The sequence below is a fragment of the Pseudomonas sp. LAMO17WK12:I1 genome (assembly GCF_900177315.1).
In the GTDB taxonomy this organism is placed as follows: Bacteria; Pseudomonadota; Gammaproteobacteria; order Pseudomonadales; family Pseudomonadaceae; genus Aquipseudomonas; species Aquipseudomonas marginalis.
Map to the genome: position 1 here is coordinate 214,456 of NZ_FWZV01000007.1, position 18,177 is coordinate 232,632.

The 18,177-nt window shown below is 60.0% G+C and carries 16 protein-coding genes; 7 read left to right on the top strand and 9 right to left on the bottom strand.

What is annotated here, in order from left to right:
* The first annotated feature begins 12 nt into the window (after positions 1-12).
* Both B9N88_RS15435 and B9N88_RS15440 read left to right on the top strand, forming a co-directional pair.
* Positions 13-4,449: an RHS repeat-associated core domain-containing protein gene (locus tag B9N88_RS15435; RefSeq protein ID WP_081744495.1), complete on the top strand. Its 4,437-nt coding sequence runs from the start codon at positions 13-15 to the stop codon at positions 4,447-4,449.
* A gap of 17 nt (positions 4,450-4,466) precedes the next feature.
* On the top strand, positions 4,467-5,000 hold the full coding sequence (locus B9N88_RS15440) for a hypothetical protein (RefSeq protein ID WP_141156321.1): 534 nt from the start codon (positions 4,467-4,469) through the stop codon (positions 4,998-5,000).
* 124 nt (positions 5,001-5,124) lie between these two features.
* Here the strand turns inward: B9N88_RS15440 and B9N88_RS15445 are convergent, their stop codons facing one another.
* The 3 genes from B9N88_RS15445 to B9N88_RS15455 form a co-directional block, all read right to left on the bottom strand.
* Positions 5,125-5,400, bottom strand: a complete 276-nt coding sequence (locus tag B9N88_RS15445) for an HU family DNA-binding protein (RefSeq protein ID WP_003176958.1) — start codon at positions 5,398-5,400, stop codon at positions 5,125-5,127.
* Between the two features lie 191 nt (positions 5,401-5,591).
* Positions 5,592-6,740, bottom strand: coding sequence for an NAD(P)/FAD-dependent oxidoreductase (locus B9N88_RS15450; protein WP_027608256.1), 1,149 nt, complete (start codon positions 6,738-6,740; stop codon positions 5,592-5,594).
* A 36-nt stretch (positions 6,741-6,776) separates the two neighbouring features.
* Entirely contained in the window at positions 6,777-6,944 is a 168-nt protein-coding gene (locus B9N88_RS15455) for a rubredoxin (protein WP_003213373.1), read from the bottom strand.
* Positions 6,945-7,141: 197 nt separating this feature from the next.
* Here B9N88_RS15455 and B9N88_RS15460 point away from each other — a divergent pair, with 197 nt between their 5' ends.
* Together B9N88_RS15460 and ubiA are read left to right on the top strand one after the other, a co-directional pair.
* Complete coding sequence (locus B9N88_RS15460) at positions 7,142-7,705, top strand: chorismate--pyruvate lyase family protein (RefSeq protein ID WP_027608255.1); 564 nt, start codon at positions 7,142-7,144, stop codon at positions 7,703-7,705.
* Entirely contained in the window at positions 7,705-8,595 is an 891-nt protein-coding gene (gene ubiA / locus B9N88_RS15465; RefSeq protein WP_027608254.1) for a 4-hydroxybenzoate octaprenyltransferase, read from the top strand. Before B9N88_RS15460 ends, ubiA begins: the two co-directional genes overlap by 1 nt.
* Before the next feature lie 68 nt (positions 8,596-8,663).
* Here ubiA and B9N88_RS15470 read toward each other — a convergent pair whose 3' ends face one another.
* Positions 8,664-9,041, bottom strand: coding sequence for a COG4315 family predicted lipoprotein (locus B9N88_RS15470; protein ID WP_027608253.1), 378 nt, complete (start codon positions 9,039-9,041; stop codon positions 8,664-8,666).
* Positions 9,042-9,195: 154 nt separating this feature from the next.
* On the opposite strand from B9N88_RS15470, the gene phoB reads away from it, so the two are divergent.
* The 3 genes from phoB (at position 9,196) to B9N88_RS15485 (ending at position 12,865) form a co-directional block, all read left to right on the top strand.
* Positions 9,196-9,885, top strand: coding sequence for a phosphate regulon transcriptional regulator PhoB (phoB, locus tag B9N88_RS15475; RefSeq protein WP_003176964.1), 690 nt, complete (start codon positions 9,196-9,198; stop codon positions 9,883-9,885).
* Positions 9,886-9,967: 82 nt separating this feature from the next.
* Entirely contained in the window at positions 9,968-11,254 is a 1,287-nt protein-coding gene (gene phoR, locus B9N88_RS15480; RefSeq protein WP_256221416.1) for a phosphate regulon sensor histidine kinase PhoR, read from the top strand.
* 270 nt (positions 11,255-11,524) lie between these two features.
* Positions 11,525-12,865 carry a hemolysin family protein gene (locus B9N88_RS15485; RefSeq protein WP_027608251.1) on the top strand — a complete coding sequence of 447 codons (1,341 nt, stop codon included), beginning with the start codon at positions 11,525-11,527 and terminating at the stop codon, positions 12,863-12,865.
* Positions 12,866-12,868: 3 nt separating this feature from the next.
* On the opposite strand, the gene B9N88_RS15490 is transcribed toward B9N88_RS15485, so the two are convergent.
* The 5 genes from B9N88_RS15490 to pstA form a co-directional block, all read right to left on the bottom strand.
* Positions 12,869-13,540: a peptidoglycan DD-metalloendopeptidase family protein gene (locus B9N88_RS15490; RefSeq protein WP_027608250.1), complete on the bottom strand. Its 672-nt coding sequence runs from the start codon at positions 13,538-13,540 to the stop codon at positions 12,869-12,871.
* Positions 13,541-13,622: 82 nt separating this feature from the next.
* Positions 13,623-14,534, bottom strand: a complete 912-nt coding sequence (locus B9N88_RS15495) for a response regulator (RefSeq protein WP_027608249.1) — start codon at positions 14,532-14,534, stop codon at positions 13,623-13,625.
* A 168-nt stretch (positions 14,535-14,702) separates the two neighbouring features.
* The gene (phoU, locus tag B9N88_RS15500) at positions 14,703-15,464 is read right to left on the bottom strand and encodes a phosphate signaling complex protein PhoU (protein ID WP_027608248.1); all 762 of its coding nucleotides are present in this window, start codon (positions 15,462-15,464) and stop codon (positions 14,703-14,705) included.
* Positions 15,465-15,534: 70 nt separating this feature from the next.
* Complete coding sequence (pstB, locus tag B9N88_RS15505) at positions 15,535-16,368, bottom strand: phosphate ABC transporter ATP-binding protein PstB (protein ID WP_027608247.1); 834 nt, start codon at positions 16,366-16,368, stop codon at positions 15,535-15,537.
* Between the two features lie 133 nt (positions 16,369-16,501).
* Positions 16,502-18,172 (bottom strand): phosphate ABC transporter permease PstA, encoded by a 1,671-nt coding sequence (gene pstA / locus B9N88_RS15510; RefSeq protein WP_027608246.1) that lies wholly within the window; start codon positions 18,170-18,172, stop codon positions 16,502-16,504.
* Between the last annotated feature and the right edge of the window lie 5 nt (positions 18,173-18,177).

Consider the following 18,177-nt stretch of genomic DNA (forward strand, 5'->3'; position numbering starts at 1 on the left):
TGAGTTGCTTGTATGTCTGACGCGTTATGGGCTGCCCGGATGGGCGATGCGCTGACCCACACCTCCATGATGGCCGACATTCTTGGCGGTGTGCTGGAGGTGGCGGCCAACGTGGCGATCACTGCTCTGGCGACTGCTGCGGTGGCGGCGGCGATTGGTGTGACGGTCGCTACTGCCGGCATTGGTGGCTGCATCCTCGGCGCGGTAGTCGGCATTGTCGTCGGCATGGCCATGAGCAAGACGGGGGCCGACAAGGGCCTCAGTAAAATGTGCGAGAGTTTCGCCAACGCGCTGTTTCCTCCGGTGGTGGAAGCCACGATTGCGGTAGGCTCGGCCGACACTTTCGTCAATAGCATCCCCGCTGCGCGTGCGGCAGGCTCCATTCCCTCGCATGTGGCGCCCGCAGGCACGGAGCTTGAACTCCCGCCGCCGGAACCCGACACCGCGCCACAAGCCGAGCCTGGCTTCCTGGATATGGCCGAGGGCTTCTTCTCGCAGCTATGGCGGCCGACCGTCGCCACGCCCGCGCCTGGTGTCGTTCCAGCCCTCACCGATATGGTCCTGTGCGCCCGTCATCCGCCGATGCCCCCGCAACTTCTGGCGGAGGGTTCCGACAAAGTCACCATCAACGGCCAGCCCGCCGTGCGCAGTGGTGACCGCAGCATGTGCGACGCGACGGTAGTGTCCTCGGGCCTGATCTCGCCGAATGTCACGATTGGCGGCGGTACGGTGGTGGTACAGGAGATTCGCAGCGGGAAAACCCCAGGCGTTGGGTTGGCGATTGAAGTGCTGATGATGCTCAAGGGAGCGAAGGGCAAGACGCTGAGCGACCTGCCTTGCATGTTGCTTAGCGGAGTCACGTCCTATGCGGTCAGCCAGGCTATGGGGGCAGCGGCAAATGCAACGATGGGCTCGCCCAATCCGGTACATGCGGCGACGGGAGCAAAGGTGCTGGGCGGTAATACCGAAATGGATTTCGTACTGCCAGGGATACTGCCGATCACTTGGCAACGCTTTTACAACAGCCGGGATAAACGTCGCAACGGGATGTTTGGCGCAGGATGGAGCGTTTCGTATGAGGTCTGCATCGAAATCTTGCCTCACCCAGATGGCGGCGAAGACCTGGTCTACACCGACGAACAGGCACGACGCATCCATCTGGGGGCTATGCCGCTGGGTACTGCGATGTTCAGTGCCGGCGAGGGCTTGAGCATTCGACGTCACCGTAACGGGCAGGTGCTGATCGAGAGTGAAGACGGGCTGTACCGCCTGTTCGACAGCGCCCCTGGAGACTCGGCATTTCTGCGCCTGAGTCAATTGGGCGACCGCAATGACAACCGGATTTATCTTGATTATGACGAGCGAGGTCAACTGGTTCGACTGCGAGATACCTTTGACTTGATACAGATTGAACTGACGCGCGAACGTAATCGTGTCTGTCAGATTGTCCGCGTGTACCCCGACCACCGGCGAGAACCCCTTGCCCTTTATAGCTTCGATGCAGCCGGTGATCTGGCGCACGTCAGCGATGCTACCGGCCAGACTCAAAGACGTTTCGCTTATGACAGCAGCCAGCGAATGGTCGAACACCAGTTGCCCACAGGGTTGCGTTGTTTCTATGAGTGGGCGTTGATTGACCAGATGGAGTGGAGGGTTATCCGGCATTGGACGGATGAAGGGGACGAGTACAGATTTGAATATGACCTGCAAGCGGGCATTACTCGGATCACCGACAGCCTGCAGCGTGTCAGCACCCGGTTGTGGAATAGCCAACATCAAATTGTCTCTTACACCGACAACTTGGGCCAGACGTGGCTGTTTGAGTGGAATGACGAGCGTCAGTTACTCAGTGCAACCGATCCGAAAGGGGGGCGATATGCGTTCAGCTATGACGATTCGGGAAACCTGATTGGCGAACACGACCCCTTGGGACGCAGTGACTCTACCGTGTGGCTGCCGCATTGGGCGCTGCCTCGATTTCAAATTGATGCGGCGGGCAATAGTTGGACGTATCAATACGACTCACGCGGAAACTGCATCCGAGAAACTGACCCATTGGGCTATAGCACGCAGTACCGTTATGACGCTCATGGGCAGATCGTAGAAATCATTGATGCCGCGGGCAAAAGCAAACGAATGCGCTGGAATCAATTCGGCCAGCTCATTGAGTACATTGACTGCTCGGGCTACCCGACACGGTTCAGCTATGACGAACGTGGCTTTTTGCAGACGATTACCGATGCGCTGGGAGAACGCTCCCATTTCAGTGTTGATGCCAAAGGACGGCTGCTAACCAGCCAATCACCCGACGGGCAGATGGACTATTTTCAGCGCAATGCAAACGGGCAATTGGTCAGCCACACCAACGCTGCCGGCCATACCACGCACTATCGACGCAACCGTCGCGGGCAGGTGTCACAGCGCACAGATGCCCACGGTCGTACGGTCGAGTTTGGCTACGATGCCTTCGGGAGGCTGCAGGCGCTGACCAATGAAAATGGCGAACGTTATCTGTTTACCTGGGACGCCGGTGACCGGCTTGAGAAACAGCAGGATCTCGACGGCAGTGCCAAGTACTACGCCTACGATGCGCTGGATAACTTGGCCAGCGTGGAATCTGTGCCCGCACTTTATGGCACAGGGCTTTCAGTTGTACCGCCCACCAGGGCTAAACCTATTGTTCACCGGCTGGAGCGGGATGCAATCGGGCGCCTGACAGCTAAAGTTACCGACGATGGCCGGACCGAATACGTTTATGACGTACTCAACCAATTGCTCGCAGTGACGTTTACAGATCACCAAGGCAATTCGCAAGCGCTGGGCTTTTCGTATGATGCACTCGGCCAACTTCTGGAGGAGGCCAGCCCAGCTGGGAGTTTGCGCCATCATTACGATGAGTTGGGTAACCTGACACAAACCCAATTGCCCGACGGACGCTGGTTAAATCGATTGTTCTACGGCAGTGGCCACCTCCATCAAATCAACTTAGACGGCGTCATCATCAGTGACTTTGAGCGCGACCGCTTGCATCGCGAAGTCATGCGTACCCAGGGGCAGATCAGTACTTACTTGGGGTATGACCGCAGTGGCAGGTTAAGGTCTCGTCAACGCAGATACACGCAACAGGCGTCGCTGTTGCCCAGTGCAGAGCAAAGCAACTTCGAATACGACCTCGCAAACAACCTGGTCGTAAAGCGAGATCAACACGCCAAGGGACAGCGCCACCAGCTTCTGCATTACGACGCTACGGGGCGGATTATTGCCAGCCAGGGCGATATCCAAGGACAAGCAGAAATATTTGCTTATGACGCGGCGGCAAATCTGCTGGATGGGTCGCAACAAGGAGCGGGCCTGGTCGTACACAACAAATTAATCACTTATCAAGACAAGCGCTTCCGTTACGACGGATTTGGCCGGGTGATCGAAAAAAGAAGCAGCCAACGCGGTCTCCAGAGCTTCAGATACGACGCTGAGCATCGCCTGATTGAAGTTCGAAATCACGGTACTGCTGGGGACTCCGTGATTTGCATGAAGTATGACCCTTTGGGCAGGCGTCAGGAAAAATGTGAGTGGCGCAATGGGTTTCAGACAAACAAAACCACGTTCGTATGGGACGGTTTAAAACTACTCGAGGAGCAACATAACAGTCAGAAAAGCTTATACCTGTATGCCACCAGCGGATACGAGCCTTTGGCACGTGTCGATGGGCGCGGTCACCAGCAAAAAATCAGGTATTACCATAACGACGTTAATGGATCGCCCCTACAACTGACTGAAGCGGACGGAAGCCCTGTCTGGGAGGCCACTTATAAAGTCTGGGGCAATACCCTCCAAGAAGTGCAAGAACCGTATTACATCGAAGGGCAAAACCTGAGATACCAAGGCCAGTACCTCGATAGAGAAACCGGTCTGCACTACAACACGTTCCGCTTTTACGACCCTGATGTAGGGCGGTTTACCACCCGGGACCCTATCGGGCTGGCAGGCGGACTCAATCTTTACCAGTACGCGCCCAATCCGATTGGCTGGATCGACCCGCTGGGATTAAGTTGCTCCCTCAGTGCCAAGGCTCGAAAAATACATGACGTGGCGAGAGATCCGTTCGCCAAACGGAATTCAACCGTCGCCATCGCGGAGGTCACGATCAATGGAAAAACTACACATTACGTGGCTGGCAGCGGCGGCACACTCTCCCCCGCGCAAAGAAAACTCGCCGCTGAAATGGGTATACCACCTGAAAACATATTGTCAGGCACGAAGGTACGAAGCAGTAATGCGGACCCGACACAGGCGAAACTGGAAAACCATGCTGAACGGGTTATCATCAGAAACCTGCCAGAAGGTGCAAAAGTCGAAAAATGGGGCGTGTCGTGGGGTGGTAAACAAACCAACGCATCCTGTTCAAATTGCCAGCCTCATGTGGATGCTTCCGGCGGCATTTTCGATTAAAAACTTACAGGACAATCATGATGTTTAATATCGTCGACGAGATAGACAACTATCAGGCCTTCATTCAGAACAGCCTTAAAAAATTGTCCGATAAGCAAACTATTTTTTTATCGGCCTGGTGTGTCAATGGCTTATTCAGCTTGCCAAATACCCTGGCTGTTATTCAGCAAAAACTGGGTATCAGCGACAGCAAAGAAACTATTGTTGATTCTATTCTTCAAGGCAACATCTCGTCCTATCAGCACAAACTTCAACACCTGCTGGACACAATGGATGAGTATGCTGCCAACTATGAGGAACCCGAGGCACACGAAACCTATTCGTTGGCGGGTTTCAATTCTGCACTTAACAGCGCAACCGACACGGAGAACCTTGCCTACGCCCTTGAGGTGATCATTAATCTGATTGATCACTACGCGCAAACAGAAGATGACCCCGTCTGGGAGCGTACGCTAAAGGAAGAATTCGACGCTCAGCACTCGATCATTAACGATCTGCTGAAAAACAGACCGGTCACTATCACCAGCCACCATCACTTTTTGATTAGTTAAGATAAAGATAAAAAACAGGGGTTGGCTGCCCCACCACACAATATCCGTCCACAAAAAAAGGGCACCCGACCCAGTCGGCGTGCCCATTTTCCTACCTCCCCGCCCCCTGTCGAGACGGCACTGCTTACGCGTTAACGGTGTCTTTAAGCGACTTGCCCGGCTTGAACGCAACGGTGTTGCTCGCCTTGATCTTCACAGGCTCACCGGTTTGCGGGTTTTTGCCGGTGCGGGCGCCACGGTGGCGTTGCAGGAAGGTGCCGAAGCCCACCAGGGTGACGCTGTCCTTGCGGTGCAGGGCGCCGGTGATTTCTTCGAGAACGGCATTGAGGACGCGGTTGGCCTGTTCTTTGGTGAGATCCGCTTTTTCAGCGATGGCGGCTGCGAGTTCTGGTTTACGCATATGTGAAGCCTCTTTGACGGTTTTTTGTTGTTATGTCCGTGCTGCTCGTCTGTGGAGCAGCGCCCAAAGCGCCGCAGGCTCTACTCTGCGGCAGACGGGAGTGAGGATGGCATGCCCTCGCACGCTCCGCCAGTCTCGCGGCGACCTTTCTCGGGGGAAAAACGTGCTTATTCCGACAGAACGACCGGTATTTACGCCAGCAACGGCGGAAGTTCTTTGTTGAGGGCAAGTTTTTCCATCACGGCGCTGCCGGTCAGCGCGTAACCCAGCAGGCGGCCGCTGGCGTCGCGGCACAGGGCCTTGATGTCGGCGCCCTGGCCTTCGACGCTCCACACCCCTTCGGTGCCCCGTGGCGGTGGCGAAACCACCAGCGGGCAGACCGGGGTTTTCACGGTGACCGGCATCGGGCCATAGCTGACGGCCGTGGCATTGCCGGCCAGGGTCTGGGCCAGGGCACGGGCGCAGCTCATCAGCGGCATGACGTACAGCAGGTTGAGGCCATCGACCTCGGCGCAGTCGCCCAGGGCGTAGATATTGGCGTGGGAGGTCTTGAGGTGGCGGTCCACCATGATCCCACGGTTGGTCTGCAGACCGGCGGCGGCGGCCAGGTCGACACGCGGGCGCAGGCCGATGGCCGAGACCACCAGGTCGCAGTGCACCACTTCACCGTCCGACAGGTGCGCTTCGAGGCCGTCAGCGCTGCGTTGCAGGCGGTTGAGCACCGGGCCCAGGTGGAAACGCGCGCCCAGCCCTTCCAAGCCGGCCTGTACCGCTGCGGCCGCCGCCGGGTGCAGCAGGGTCGGCATGACTTGCTCGCACGGCGCCACCAGGTCGATTTCATAACCGCCGAGGATCAGGTCGTTGGCGAATTCACAGCCGATCAGGCCGGCGCCGAGCAGCAGCACGCGGCGCTTGCCGGCCGCGGCGGCGCGAAAGCGGGCGTAATCTTCGAGGTCATTGATCGGGAAAACCAGCTCAGCCGCATCGCCTTCGACCGGTACCCGCACGGTTTCTGCGCCCCAGGCCAGGACCAGATCACGATAAGCCACCGCTTCTTCACCGATCCACAGGCGCTTGTGGCCGGGGTCGATGCCGCTGACACGGGTGTGGGTGCGCACTTCGGCCTTGAGTTGCTCGGCCATGGCGCCGGGTTCGGCCATGCTCAGGCCATCGGCTTCCTTGTTCTTGCCAAAGCCGGTGGAGAGCATGGGCTTGGAGTAGGAGCGCCCGTCATCCGCGGTGATCAGCAGCAATGGGGTCTCGCTGTCGAGCTTGCGAAACTCCCGGGCCACGTTGTAACCGGCCAATCCTGTGCCGATGATCACGACAGGTGTGTTCATTCCGTTCTCCTTGTAGTACGTCTCTGAAACTGAAAATTAGCCGATTTCGATCATTTCGAAATCCATTTTGCCGACGCCGCAGTCCGGGCACAGCCAGTCTTCCGGTACGTCCTGCCACAGGGTGCCCGGAGCGATACCATCATCCGGCCAGCCGTCTTTTTCGTCATAGATCAGGCCGCAGACTACACATTGCCACTTCTTCATTTACTTGCTTCCTCAGGGTCCAGGCAGGTTGGCCGGCGGTCGATGGATCCAGCGTTGCCGCGCGGCTCAGGGCGTTTTGTACTGATCGGGGCCGACAGATGCAAGCTTGATCGACGCAAGGCGCCGGGACGGCCCGGCAAAAGATCAGGACGCCATGGTAAGCTCGCCGCCTCTTTTGCCGCCAATACTGACGCACCGTGCCGCACTCAATCGCCCTTCCCGATGCTTGCCAATGGTTGACCCAGAGCCTCCTGAGCCCTGCGCCCGCGCCCTTGACCCTGAACTGGCTGTTCGACGAAGGCTCGCTGACCCGCCGGCTGACGTGGCTGTCCCACGATGGCTTCAGCGTGACGCCGCTGTTCGAAGGCTGGCAGCCGCTGCGCGATGATGAATGCGCGGCGCTGCACATGCCACCGGCCAGTATCGGTTGGGTGCGCGAGGTGTATTTGCGCGGGCATGGCCAACCCTGGGTGTTCGCCCGCAGTGTGGCGGCGCGCAGTGCGCTGCAGGGCGACGGCTTGCAGATGGACGAATTGGGCAGCCGTTCCCTCGGCGAATTGCTGTTTTGCGACCGCGCGTTCACCCGCCAGGCCATCGAGGTGTGCCATTACCCTCGCCAATGGCTGCCCACCACGGACCAGGCCGACGAGCTGTGGGCGCGCCGCTCACGCTTCGATCGCGGGCCGCTGAGCGTGCTGGTGGCGGAAGTCTTCCTGCCGGCTTTCTGGCACGCGCTGCATGACCATCCGGAGAACTGCTGATGTATCAACGTCTGCTCAAATCCTTGAACCGCCTGCACCCCAGGGCCTGGGATTTCATTCAGTTGACCCGCATGGACAAGCCCATCGGCATCTACCTGCTGCTGTGGCCGACGCTGTGGGCGTTGGGGATCGCCGGCAAGGGCTCGCCGTCCCTGGCCAACATCGTGATTTTTGTGCTGGGCGTGACGCTGACTCGCGCTGCCGGTTGTGTCATCAATGACTGGGCGGACCGCAAAGTCGATGGCCACGTGAAACGCACCGCGCAACGCCCGCTGGCCAGCGGCAGGATCAGTTCGAAAGAGGCCTTGGTGTTCTTTGCGGTACTGATGCTGATCAGCTTCCTGCTGGTGCTGCTGACCAACGCCACCACCATCTGGTTATCGCTGGGCGGCCTGGCACTGGCGGTCAGCTACCCGTTCATGAAGCGCTACACCTATTACCCCCAGGTGGTGTTGGGCGCGGCGTTTTCCTGGGGCATGCCGATGGCGTTCACCGCCGAAACCGGCCACCTGCCCGCTACCGCCTGGCTGCTCTATATAGCCAACCTGCTGTGGACAGTGGCCTACGACACCTATTACGCGATGACCGACCGCGACGACGACTTGAAGATCGGTGTCAAGTCCACCGCCATTCTGTTCGGCGATGCCGACCGTGTGATCATCCTGACCCTGCAAGGCCTGGCGCTGCTGTGCCTGTTGCTGGCCGGCTCACGGTTTGAGCTGGGGGGGTGGTTCCACCTGGGCCTGCTGGCGGCGGCAGGCTGCTTTGCCTGGGAGTTCTGGTACACCCGCGACCGGGACCGGATGAAATGCTTCAAGGCGTTTTTGCACAACCACTGGGCCGGGTTGGCGATTTTTGTCGGGATTGTGGCGGATTACGCGTTTCGCTGAGGTTTTTGCAGTGCCTGGTCGGGCCTCATCGGGGGCAAGCCCCCGATGGTTTCAGCAACGCCGCGAAATCAGGGCTTGATCACATGCCATGCCCCACCCTTGCCATCACCGCTCTTGTCGCCGGCCTTGTGGTCATCCTTGTAGGTGTAGACAGGTTTGCCTTTGTAGGCCCATTGACTGGTCTGGTCATCACGGGTGATCACGGTCCAATCGCCCATTGATTTGTCGGTAGACTCCGCTTTCAGCGGCGGCCAGTTGGTCGCGCACTGGTCCTTGCACACTGACTTGCCATCGGCGTCCTTGTCGAAGGTGTAAAGGGTCTTCCCGCTGTGATCCACTAACAGACCGTTCTGGGTCATCGCCGGCTCCGCCGCGAATGCCAGTGTCGGCAGCGTCAACGCCGCCGTGACCAGCAGGGCCTTCCAGGAAAAAGTACTGTGAGTCATCGGAACCTTCCTTTTGTGGTTGTCAGGATTCGGACCCAAAGCGTAGTCCAGAGTGTCCCGAATTGCCCGAGCGACTAAATTACTGTCACACGACTGCAATAATTCCGTTATCTAATGCGGCGCAAGACAGTTAAATGACAAGAGGATTTTAGGCATGGTTGGCAGGAGCATTCTGATTGTTGACGACGAAGCGCCCATCCGCGAGATGATCGCCGTTGCGTTGGAAATGGCCGGCTATGACTGCCTGGAGGCGGAGAACTCCCAGCAGGCCCATGCCATTATCGTCGACCGCAAGCCGGACCTGATCCTGCTGGACTGGATGCTGCCCGGCACCTCCGGCATCGAACTGGCCCGCCGCCTCAAGCGCGATGAGCTGACCGGGGATATCCCGATCATCATGCTCACCGCCAAGGGCGAAGAGGACAACAAGATCCAGGGCCTGGAAGTCGGCGCCGATGACTACATCACCAAGCCGTTTTCCCCACGGGAACTGGTGGCGCGCCTGAAAGCCGTGCTGCGCCGTGCCGGCCCGACCGATGGCGAAGCGCCTATCGAAGTCGGTGGCCTGCTGCTGGACCCGATCAGCCACCGCGTGACCATCGACGGCAAGCCGGCCGAGATGGGCCCGACTGAATACCGCCTGCTGCAGTTCTTCATGACCCACCAGGAGCGTGCCTATACCCGTGGCCAGTTGCTGGACCAGGTGTGGGGCGGCAACGTGTATGTCGAGGAACGCACCGTCGATGTGCATATCCGTCGCCTGCGCAAAGCCTTGGGCGATGCCTACGAGAATCTGGTACAAACCGTGCGCGGCACCGGCTACCGGTTCTCCACCAAGGGCTGAGCCAGTCACTTTCCTTCCTTAACAGCTGACAAGGACGCATGTTTAAGTGAACCAGAACTGGCATGGCACCCTGATCCGCCACATGCTCCTGTTGATCACCGGCTGCCTGTTGGTGGGCCTGGTCAGCGGCTATTACGGCTGGAGCCTGGCCATCGGTATCGGCCTGTACCTGGGCTGGACCCTCAAGCAATTGCTGCGCCTGCATGAATGGCTGCGCCAGCACAAACCCGACGAAGCACCGCCCGATGGCTACGGCCTGTGGGGTGAGGTGTTCGACAGCATCTACCACCTGCAACGCCGCGACCAACGGGTACGCGGGCGCCTGCAAGCCGTGATCGACCGGGTGCAGGAGTCCACCGCTGCGCTCAAGGACGCGGTGATCATGCTCGACAGCGACGGCAACCTGGAGTGGTGGAACCGCGCCGCCGAGACCCTGCTGGGCCTCAAGACGCCCCAGGACAGCGGCCAGCCGGTAACCAACCTGGTGCGCCACCCGCGCTTCAAGGAATACTTCGAGCAGGACAACTACGAAGAAGCCCTGGAAATCCCCTCGCCCACCAACGACCGCGTGCGCATCCAGCTGTACCTGACCCGCTACGGCAACAACGAACACCTGATGCTGGTGCGCGACGTAACCCGCATCCATCAGCTGGAGCAGATGCGCAAAGACTTCGTTGCCAACGTCTCCCACGAACTGCGCACGCCCTTGACGGTGATCTGCGGCTACCTGGAGACGCTGCTGGACAACGTCGATGAGATCAACCCGCGCTGGAGCCGTGCCCTGCAACAGATGCAGCAGCAGGGTTCACGCATGCAGACCCTGCTCAACGACTTGCTGTTGCTGGCCAAGCTCGAGGCCACGGATTATCCGTCGGACAACCAACCGGTGGCCGTCCAGAGCCTGTTGCAGACCATCAAGAATGACGCCAAGGCCCTGTCGGGCGAGCGTGGGCAGCAGATCAGCCTGGATGCCGACCCGCAGGTGTTGCTCAAAGGCAGCGAGGGCGAATTGCGCAGCGCGTTCTCCAACCTGGTGTTCAACGCGGTGAAGTACACCCAGGACAAGGGCACTATCCGCATTCGCTGGTGGGCCGACGAGCAAGGCGCACACCTGAGCGTGCAGGACTCCGGCATCGGCATCGACGCCAAGCATCTGCCGCGCCTGACCGAGCGTTTCTACCGCGTCGATTCCAGCCGCAACTCCAACACCGGCGGCACCGGGCTGGGCCTGGCCATCGTCAAGCATGTGCTGCTGCGCCACCGCGCACGCCTGGAAATCAGCAGTGTGCTGGGGCATGGCAGTACATTCACCTGCCACTTTCCGCCAGGGCAGATGACCCGTTCGCGGCTCGTCGGAAATGACGAATAACTCAAACACAGCACAAAACCAAATGTGGGAGGGGGCTTGCTCCCGATGGCGGTGCATCAGTATCAGATATGCTGACTGACACACTGCTATCGGGAGCAAGCCCCCTCCCACAAGTGGAATTGTGCTGTTTCGAATAAGGCATTCCACACCCCACCCGGCGGCACCCACTAGGCAAGCGCCCCGTCAGCCGCTACATTGGCCGACTTGCGCCTGCCTTTCAGGCCCTTCTGTCACCCCTCATTGAACACACGGAACCTGCAAAACCCAATCATGGACCCTTCCCCTGGTATCACCCTCGCCACACTCTTCGCCGATTTCGGCATGATTCTTTTTGCTCTGATCCTGGTACTGCTCAACGGTTTTTTCGTTGCGGCGGAATTTGCCATGGTCAAGCTGCGCTCGACCCGGGTCGAGGCCATCGCCCACACCAACGGCTGGCGCGGGCAGATCCTGCGTACCGTGCACAGCCAGCTCGACGCCTACCTGTCGGCCTGCCAGCTGGGTATCACCCTGGCCTCCCTGGGCCTGGGCTGGGTCGGTGAGCCGGCGTTCGCGCACATCCTCGAACCGCTGCTGGGCGCCGCAGGCGTCGAATCGCCGGAAGTGATCAAGGGCGTGTCGTTCTTTGCCGCGTTCTTCGTGATTTCCTACCTGCACATCGTGGTCGGTGAACTGGCGCCCAAGTCCTGGGCCATTCGCAAGCCCGAACTGCTGTCACTGTGGACGGCGGTGCCGCTGTACCTGTTCTACTGGGCCATGTACCCGGCGATCTACCTGCTCAACGCCAGCGCCAACGCGATCCTGCGCATCGCCGGCCAAGGCGAACCCGGCCCGCACCACGAACACCATTACAGCCGCGAAGAGCTCAAGCTGATCCTGCACTCCAGCCGTGGCCAGGACCCGAGCGACCAAGGCATGCGTGTACTGGCCTCGGCCGTGGAAATGGGCGAGCTGGAAGTGGTGGACTGGGCCAACTCCCGTGAAGACCTGGTGACCCTGGACTTCAACGCCCCGCTCAAGGAAATCCTCGCGCTGTTCCGTCGCCATAAATTCAGCCGCTATCCGGTGTATGACGCGGTGCGCAACGAGTTTGTCGGGCTTTTGCACATCAAGGACCTGCTGCTGGAACTGGCGGCCCTGGACCACATCCCCGAATCGTTCAACCTGGCCGAGCTGACCCGCCCGCTGGAACGTGTGTCGCGGCACATGCCGTTGTCGCAGTTGCTGGAGCAGTTCCGCAAAGGCGGCGCGCACTTTGCCCTGGTGGAAGAAGCCGACGGCAAGATCATCGGCTACCTGACCATGGAAGACGTGCTGGAAGTGCTGGTGGGCGATATCCAGGACGAACACCGCAAGGCCGAGCGCGGCATCCTCGCCTACCAGCCTGGCAAACTGCTGGTACGGGGCGATACGCCGCTGTTCAAGGTGGAACGCCTGCTGGGCGTCGACCTGGACCACATCGAGGCCGAAACCCTCGCAGGGCTGATCTACGACACCCTCAAACGGGTGCCGGAAGAGGAAGAAGTGCTGGAGGTTGAAGGCTTGCGGATCATCATCAAGAAGATGAAAGGGCCGAAGATCGTGCTGGCCAAGGTCCTGCTGCTGGATTGACCCTCAATTGCCCAATGCAAAATTGGGCAATGTCCCGACCGGCTGGTTGAATTCGTAAGGAATCGACACCAGCCCGGCCGCGGTACTCTGTTGCACCACAAAGTGCAGGTGCGGCCCGCTGCTGTTGCCGGTATTGCCCGACAACCCCAGCGCGCTGCCCACCGCCACACGCTGCCCCGGCCTGACACTCACCGAGCCTTGCTTGAGGTGCAGGTACACACCCTGGGTGCCGTCATCGTGCTGCACGCGCACGAAATTGCCTGACGCATCGTTGCCGCGTCCGATCTGGCTATTCTCGATTTTCATCACCACACCGCTGCGTGCCGCGATGATCGGCGTGCCTTCGGGCATGGCGATGTCCATGGCGTAGCGGCTTTTGGCGTCGGTGTGGCTGAAGCTGCCGTTGGGGCCTTGGGTCAAGCGGAACGGGCCGCCACGCCAGGGCAAGGGGTAACGGTAGGCTTGTTGCGGGTAAACGGGTTTTGGCCTGTAGAGTATCGGCGGCTGTACGCGCTCGACCCTACGTTCCTGGATCACGAACGCCTGGGCGCCGGGGGTTTGCCGATCGCTGAAAAACACCATGCCGTTGGCATCGGTGGATTTGTACAGGGTCATGGCCTGGGTCGAATTGGCGACCAAGGCCAATATGCAGGACAGCAAAAGGCGAAGGAGCATGGCGCGAACCTGCCGGAGTGAATGAACAGCAAGCTAGCAAGGGATCATGACAATCCCGGGGCACGCCCCTTCGGACTGAAGGTCAGGCCCCCGGCACAAAATGCTTCTGCGCCGTACCGCGCGCAATCAGGCGAGAGATGTAGTCAAGCTTCTGCGCATCCTGGTCGATAAAGCGGAAGGTCAGTTGCAGCCAGTCACTGTCCGGCTTGGGTTCGAAGGCGACGATGGCGTGCAGGTAGCCGTTCAGACGCGCCACCTCGGCGTTGTCGCCCTGTTCCAGGTCGAGCACGGCACTTTCCAGTACCTGAGGCAGGACTTCACCGCGACGCACCACCAGCAGCGCTTCCTTGATGCTCAGTGCCTTGATCACGCATTGCTGGGTGCCGCTGGACAGGCGCAACTGGCCCTGGCCACGGCCGCCAGTGGGTGCAGCGCCTGGCGCTTGGACCGGCGGGGCGTTGTTAAGCAGGCCTTTGCTTGGCGCAGAGGCAGCCGCCGCAACGGGGGCTGCACGTACGGCTTCGGGCTTGCCACCGGTCAGGGCACTCAGGGAATCATTGCCGAAGGCCGAGTTCATCTTGGTCGGCGCGCTGGCGACCAGGGCGTCGAGGCGACCGACCTTGTGCAGGGCTTGCTTGACCTTGTTCAGCAGTTGCTCGTTGGTGAACGGCTTGCTGACGTAACCGGAAACCCCGGCCTGGATCGCCTGGACCACGTTCTCTTTGTCGCCACGGCTGGTCACCATCACAAACGGCATGGCCTTGAGGTGCGGTTGCTCGCGGCACCAGGTCAACAACTCCAGGCCGGACATCTCCGGCATTTCCCAGTCGCACAGCACCAGGTCGAAGCTCTCGCGCATCAGGATGGTCTGGGCCTTCTTGCCGTTTACCGCATCTTCAAGCTTGATCCCGGGGAAGTAGTTGCGCAGGCACTTCTTCACCAGGTCGCGGATAAACGAGGCGTCATCCACCACCAATACACTGACTTTACTCATCGACCCTTCATCCTATAAAAACTTCGGCACGCAAAACGCCTGACTAATGGCATTTTGCCAAAACTCTGTAGTCACGTTCGGACTTTCTTTTACCCGATTCGCAAAAAATTCAGGCGCCACAAACGAAAACGCCCGACCAGAGGCCGGGCGTTAATTTCTCGGGCAACCTTACTTATCGTCAGGTTCGCCCGGAACATTAGGGATTTGATCGGCTGAACCCTCAACTTCGGCCTTCATGCGCTTGAGGCCCATGTGCCGTACGTCGGTACCGCGCACCAGGTAGATCACCAGTTCCGAGATATTGCGCGCGTGATCACCGATCCGCTCCAGGGAGCGCAACACCCAGATGATGCTCAAGACCCGCGAGATAGAGCGCGGGTCTTCCATCATGTAGGTGGCCAGCTCACGCAGGGCGGTCTTGTATTCACGGTCGATGACCTTGTCGTACTGCGCTACCGACAATGCCAGCTCGGCGTCAAAGCGCGCGAAGGCATCCAGGGCATCCCGGACCATGTTGCGCACCTGGTCGCCGATATGACGCACTTCCACATAACCGCGCGGCGCTTCACCCTCTTCGCACAACTGGATGGCGCGGCGGGCAATCTTGGTGGCTTCATCGCCGATCCGCTCGAGGTCGATCACCGACTTGGAAATGCTGATGATCAGGCGCAGGTCGGATGCCGCCGGCTGGCGACGGGCGAGAATGCGCAGGCATTCTTCGTCGATGTTGCGTTCCATCTGGTTGATCTGGTCGTCGATCTCGCGCACTTGCTGGGCCAGGCCCGAGTCGGCCTCGATCAGCGCAGTGACGGCGTCGTTGACTTGCTTCTCCACCAGCCCGCCCATCGCCAGGAGGTGGCTGCGCACTTCCTCGAGCTCGGCGTTGAACTGCGCGGAGATATGGTGGGTAAGGCCTTCTTTGCTAATCATGTTGGCGTCCTTGGAGCGTCCGGTAAGGTGCGGAGAACCGCAGCGTCAGTGCAATCAGAACCACAGCTTCCTAGCCGTAGCGACCGGTGATGTAGTCTTCGGTCTGCTTCTTCGCCGGATTGGTGAACAGGGTGTCGGTATCGCCGAACTCCACCAGCTTGCCCATGTACATGAACGCGGTGTAGTCGGAAACCCGCGCCGCCTGTTGCATGTTGTGGGTCACGATAACGATGGTGAACTTGGACTTGAGCTCGTAGATCAGTTCTTCGACTTTCAGCGTCGAGATCGGGTCGAGTGCCGAGCACGGTTCGTCGAGCAGCAGCACTTCCGGCTCCACGGCGATGGTGCGCGCGATCACCAGACGCTGCTGCTGGCCGCCGGACAGGCCGAGTGCCGACTCATGCAGGCGGTCCTTGACCTCGTCCCACAGCGCCGCGCCTTTAAGGGCCCACTCAACCGCTTCGTCGAGGATGCGCTTCTTGTTGATGCCCTGGATGCGCAGGCCGTAGACCACGTTTTCGTAGATGGTCTTGGGGAACGGGTTAGGCTTCTGGAACACCATGCCCACACGGCGACGCAGTTCGGCCACGTCTTCGCCCTTGCGGTAGATGTTGGTGCCGTAGAGGTTGATGGCGCCGTCCACACGGCAACCGTCCACCAGGTCGTTCATGCGGTTGAAGGTACGCAGCAGCGTGGACTTGCCGCAGCCCGACGGGCCGATGAAGGCGGTCACGCGCTGCTTGGGGATGTTCATGCTGACGTCGAACAGCGCCTGCTTGTCACCGTAATACAGGCTCAGGCCCGGTACTTCGATGGCCACGGTTTCCTGGGCCAGGCTCAGGCTCTGTTTGTCGCGACCCAGGGCAGACATGTTGATGCCGTGGGAATGGGTGTCGTGTTGCATGGGATGCTCCCTGTGCTGTTGTGTGGGAGGGGGCTTGCCCCCGATAGCGGTGCATCAGGAACATGTGTGCTGGCTGGCACACCGCAATCGGGAGCAAGCCCCCTCCCACAAATAAGTCCGCGTTCAATTCAGATCAGCTGTCCAGCGCCTTGTACTTCTCACGCAGGTGGTTACGAATCCACACTGCCGACAGGTTGAGCGTGGCGATCACCAGCACCAGCAACAAGGCGGTGGCGTATACCAGCGGCCGTGCGGCCTCGACGTTAGGGCTCTGGAAACCGACGTCATAAATATGGAACCCCAGGTGCATGATCTTCTGGTCCAGGTGCAGGTACGGGTAGTTGCCGTCCAGCGGCAGCGACGGGGCGAGTTTCACCACGCCGACCAGCATCAGCGGCGCCACTTCACCGGCGGCGCGGGCCACGGCGAGGATCATGCCGGTCATCATCGCCGGGCTGGCCATCGGCAGCACGATCTTCCACAGCGTTTCCGCCTTGGTCGCGCCCAGCGCCAGGGAGCCTTCACGCACCGTACGCGGAATCCGCGCCAGGCCTTCTTCGGTGGCCACGATCACCACCGGTACCGCCAGCAGCGCCAGGGTCAGCGAGGCCCAGAGCAGGCCCGGTGTACCGAAGGTCGGTGCCGGCAGCGCTTCGGCGAAGAACAGACGGTCGACCGAGCCACCCAATACATACACGAAGAAACCCAGGCCGAACACGCCGTAGACGATGGCCGGTACACCCGCCAGGTTGTTCACGGCGATGCGGATGATACGGGTCAGGGTGTTCTGCTTGGCGTATTCACGCAGGTACACCGCTGCCAGCACGCCGAACGGGGTCACGATCATCGCCATGATCAGGGTCATCATCACGGTGCCGAAGATCGCCGGGAAGATCCCGCCTTCGGTGTTGGCTTCCCGAGGGTCATCACTGAGGAATTCCCACACCTTGCTGACATAGAAACCGATCTTGGTCACGGTCCCCATGGCGTTCGGCTGGTAGGCGTGCACCACCTTGCCGATGCCGATTTCAATTTCCTTGCCGTTGCCATCGCGAGCGGTCAAGGCGTCGCGGTTGAACTGGGCGTGCAGGTCGGCCAGGCGCGCTTCGATGTCCTGGTAACGCGCGTTCAGCTCGGCGCGGTCGGCCTCCATGTCGGCCTGGGCGGCCGCGTCGAGCTTGCCTTCCAGTTCCAGTTTGCGGCCATGCAGGCGGATGCGCTCGAGGCCGGCGTTGATCGCGCCGATGTCGGACTTCTCCAGGGTCTTGAGCTGGGCCGCCAGCTTGTTCACGCGGTCCACGCGGGCTTGCAGCTCCGGCCACGCGGCCTCGCCTTCAGCGATGACCTTGCCATCCTGCTTGACGTTGACCAGGGTGCCGTAGAAGTTGCCCCACTCACGACGTTCGATGGTCATCAGGTTCTTCGGCGTGCTCTGGTCCTTCAACCATTCGCCGACGATCCAGGTGAAGTCGTTGCCGTTCAGGTCGCGGTTGCCGACCTTGATCAGCTCGCGGGTCATGAATTCAGGGCCCGCATCGGGCACCGGCAGGCCCGCGCTTTTCAGGCGCTCGCGCGGCACTTCTTCTTTCTGCACCACTTCGCCGATGACGATATGGTTTTCCTGGCCCGGCACGTTGTAGTTGGCCTGGATCAGGTCGGCCGGCCAGAAGTGGCCCAGGCCCCGCACGGCAATCACGGCCAGCAAACCAATGGTCATGATGACCGCGATGGACACCGCGCCACCGCTGATCCAGACGCCCGGAGCGCCGCTCTTGAACCATCCATTCAGGGAGTTCTGTTTCACAGACT

Bases quoted from the DNA above. Each gene is read 5' to 3' on its own strand.
- B9N88_RS15495 (WP_027608249.1), bottom strand. From the start codon at position 14,534: ATGAGTAAAGTCAGTGTATTGGTGGTGGATGACGCCTCGTTTATCCGC.
- phoR (WP_256221416.1), top strand. From the start codon at position 9,968: ATGCTCCTGTTGATCACCGGCTGCCTGTTGGTGGGCCTGGTCAGCGGC.
- B9N88_RS15485 (WP_027608251.1), top strand. From the start codon at position 11,525: ATGGACCCTTCCCCTGGTATCACCCTCGCCACACTCTTCGCCGATTTC.
- B9N88_RS15435 (WP_081744495.1), top strand. From the start codon at position 13: ATGTCTGACGCGTTATGGGCTGCCCGGATGGGCGATGCGCTGACCCAC.
- phoU (WP_027608248.1), bottom strand. From the start codon at position 15,464: ATGATTAGCAAAGAAGGCCTTACCCACCATATCTCCGCGCAGTTCAAC.
- B9N88_RS15450 (WP_027608256.1), bottom strand. From the start codon at position 6,740: ATGAACACACCTGTCGTGATCATCGGCACAGGATTGGCCGGTTACAAC.
- B9N88_RS15470 (WP_027608253.1), bottom strand. From the start codon at position 9,041: ATGACTCACAGTACTTTTTCCTGGAAGGCCCTGCTGGTCACGGCGGCG.
- B9N88_RS15455 (WP_003213373.1), bottom strand. From the start codon at position 6,944: ATGAAGAAGTGGCAATGTGTAGTCTGCGGCCTGATCTATGACGAAAAA.
- B9N88_RS15490 (WP_027608250.1), bottom strand. From the start codon at position 13,540: ATGCTCCTTCGCCTTTTGCTGTCCTGCATATTGGCCTTGGTCGCCAAT.
- pstB (WP_027608247.1), bottom strand. From the start codon at position 16,368: ATGCAACACGACACCCATTCCCACGGCATCAACATGTCTGCCCTGGGT.
- phoB (WP_003176964.1), top strand. From the start codon at position 9,196: ATGGTTGGCAGGAGCATTCTGATTGTTGACGACGAAGCGCCCATCCGC.
- B9N88_RS15440 (WP_141156321.1), top strand. From the start codon at position 4,467: ATGATGTTTAATATCGTCGACGAGATAGACAACTATCAGGCCTTCATT.
- B9N88_RS15445 (WP_003176958.1), bottom strand. From the start codon at position 5,400: ATGCGTAAACCAGAACTCGCAGCCGCCATCGCTGAAAAAGCGGATCTC.
- ubiA (WP_027608254.1), top strand. From the start codon at position 7,705: ATGTATCAACGTCTGCTCAAATCCTTGAACCGCCTGCACCCCAGGGCC.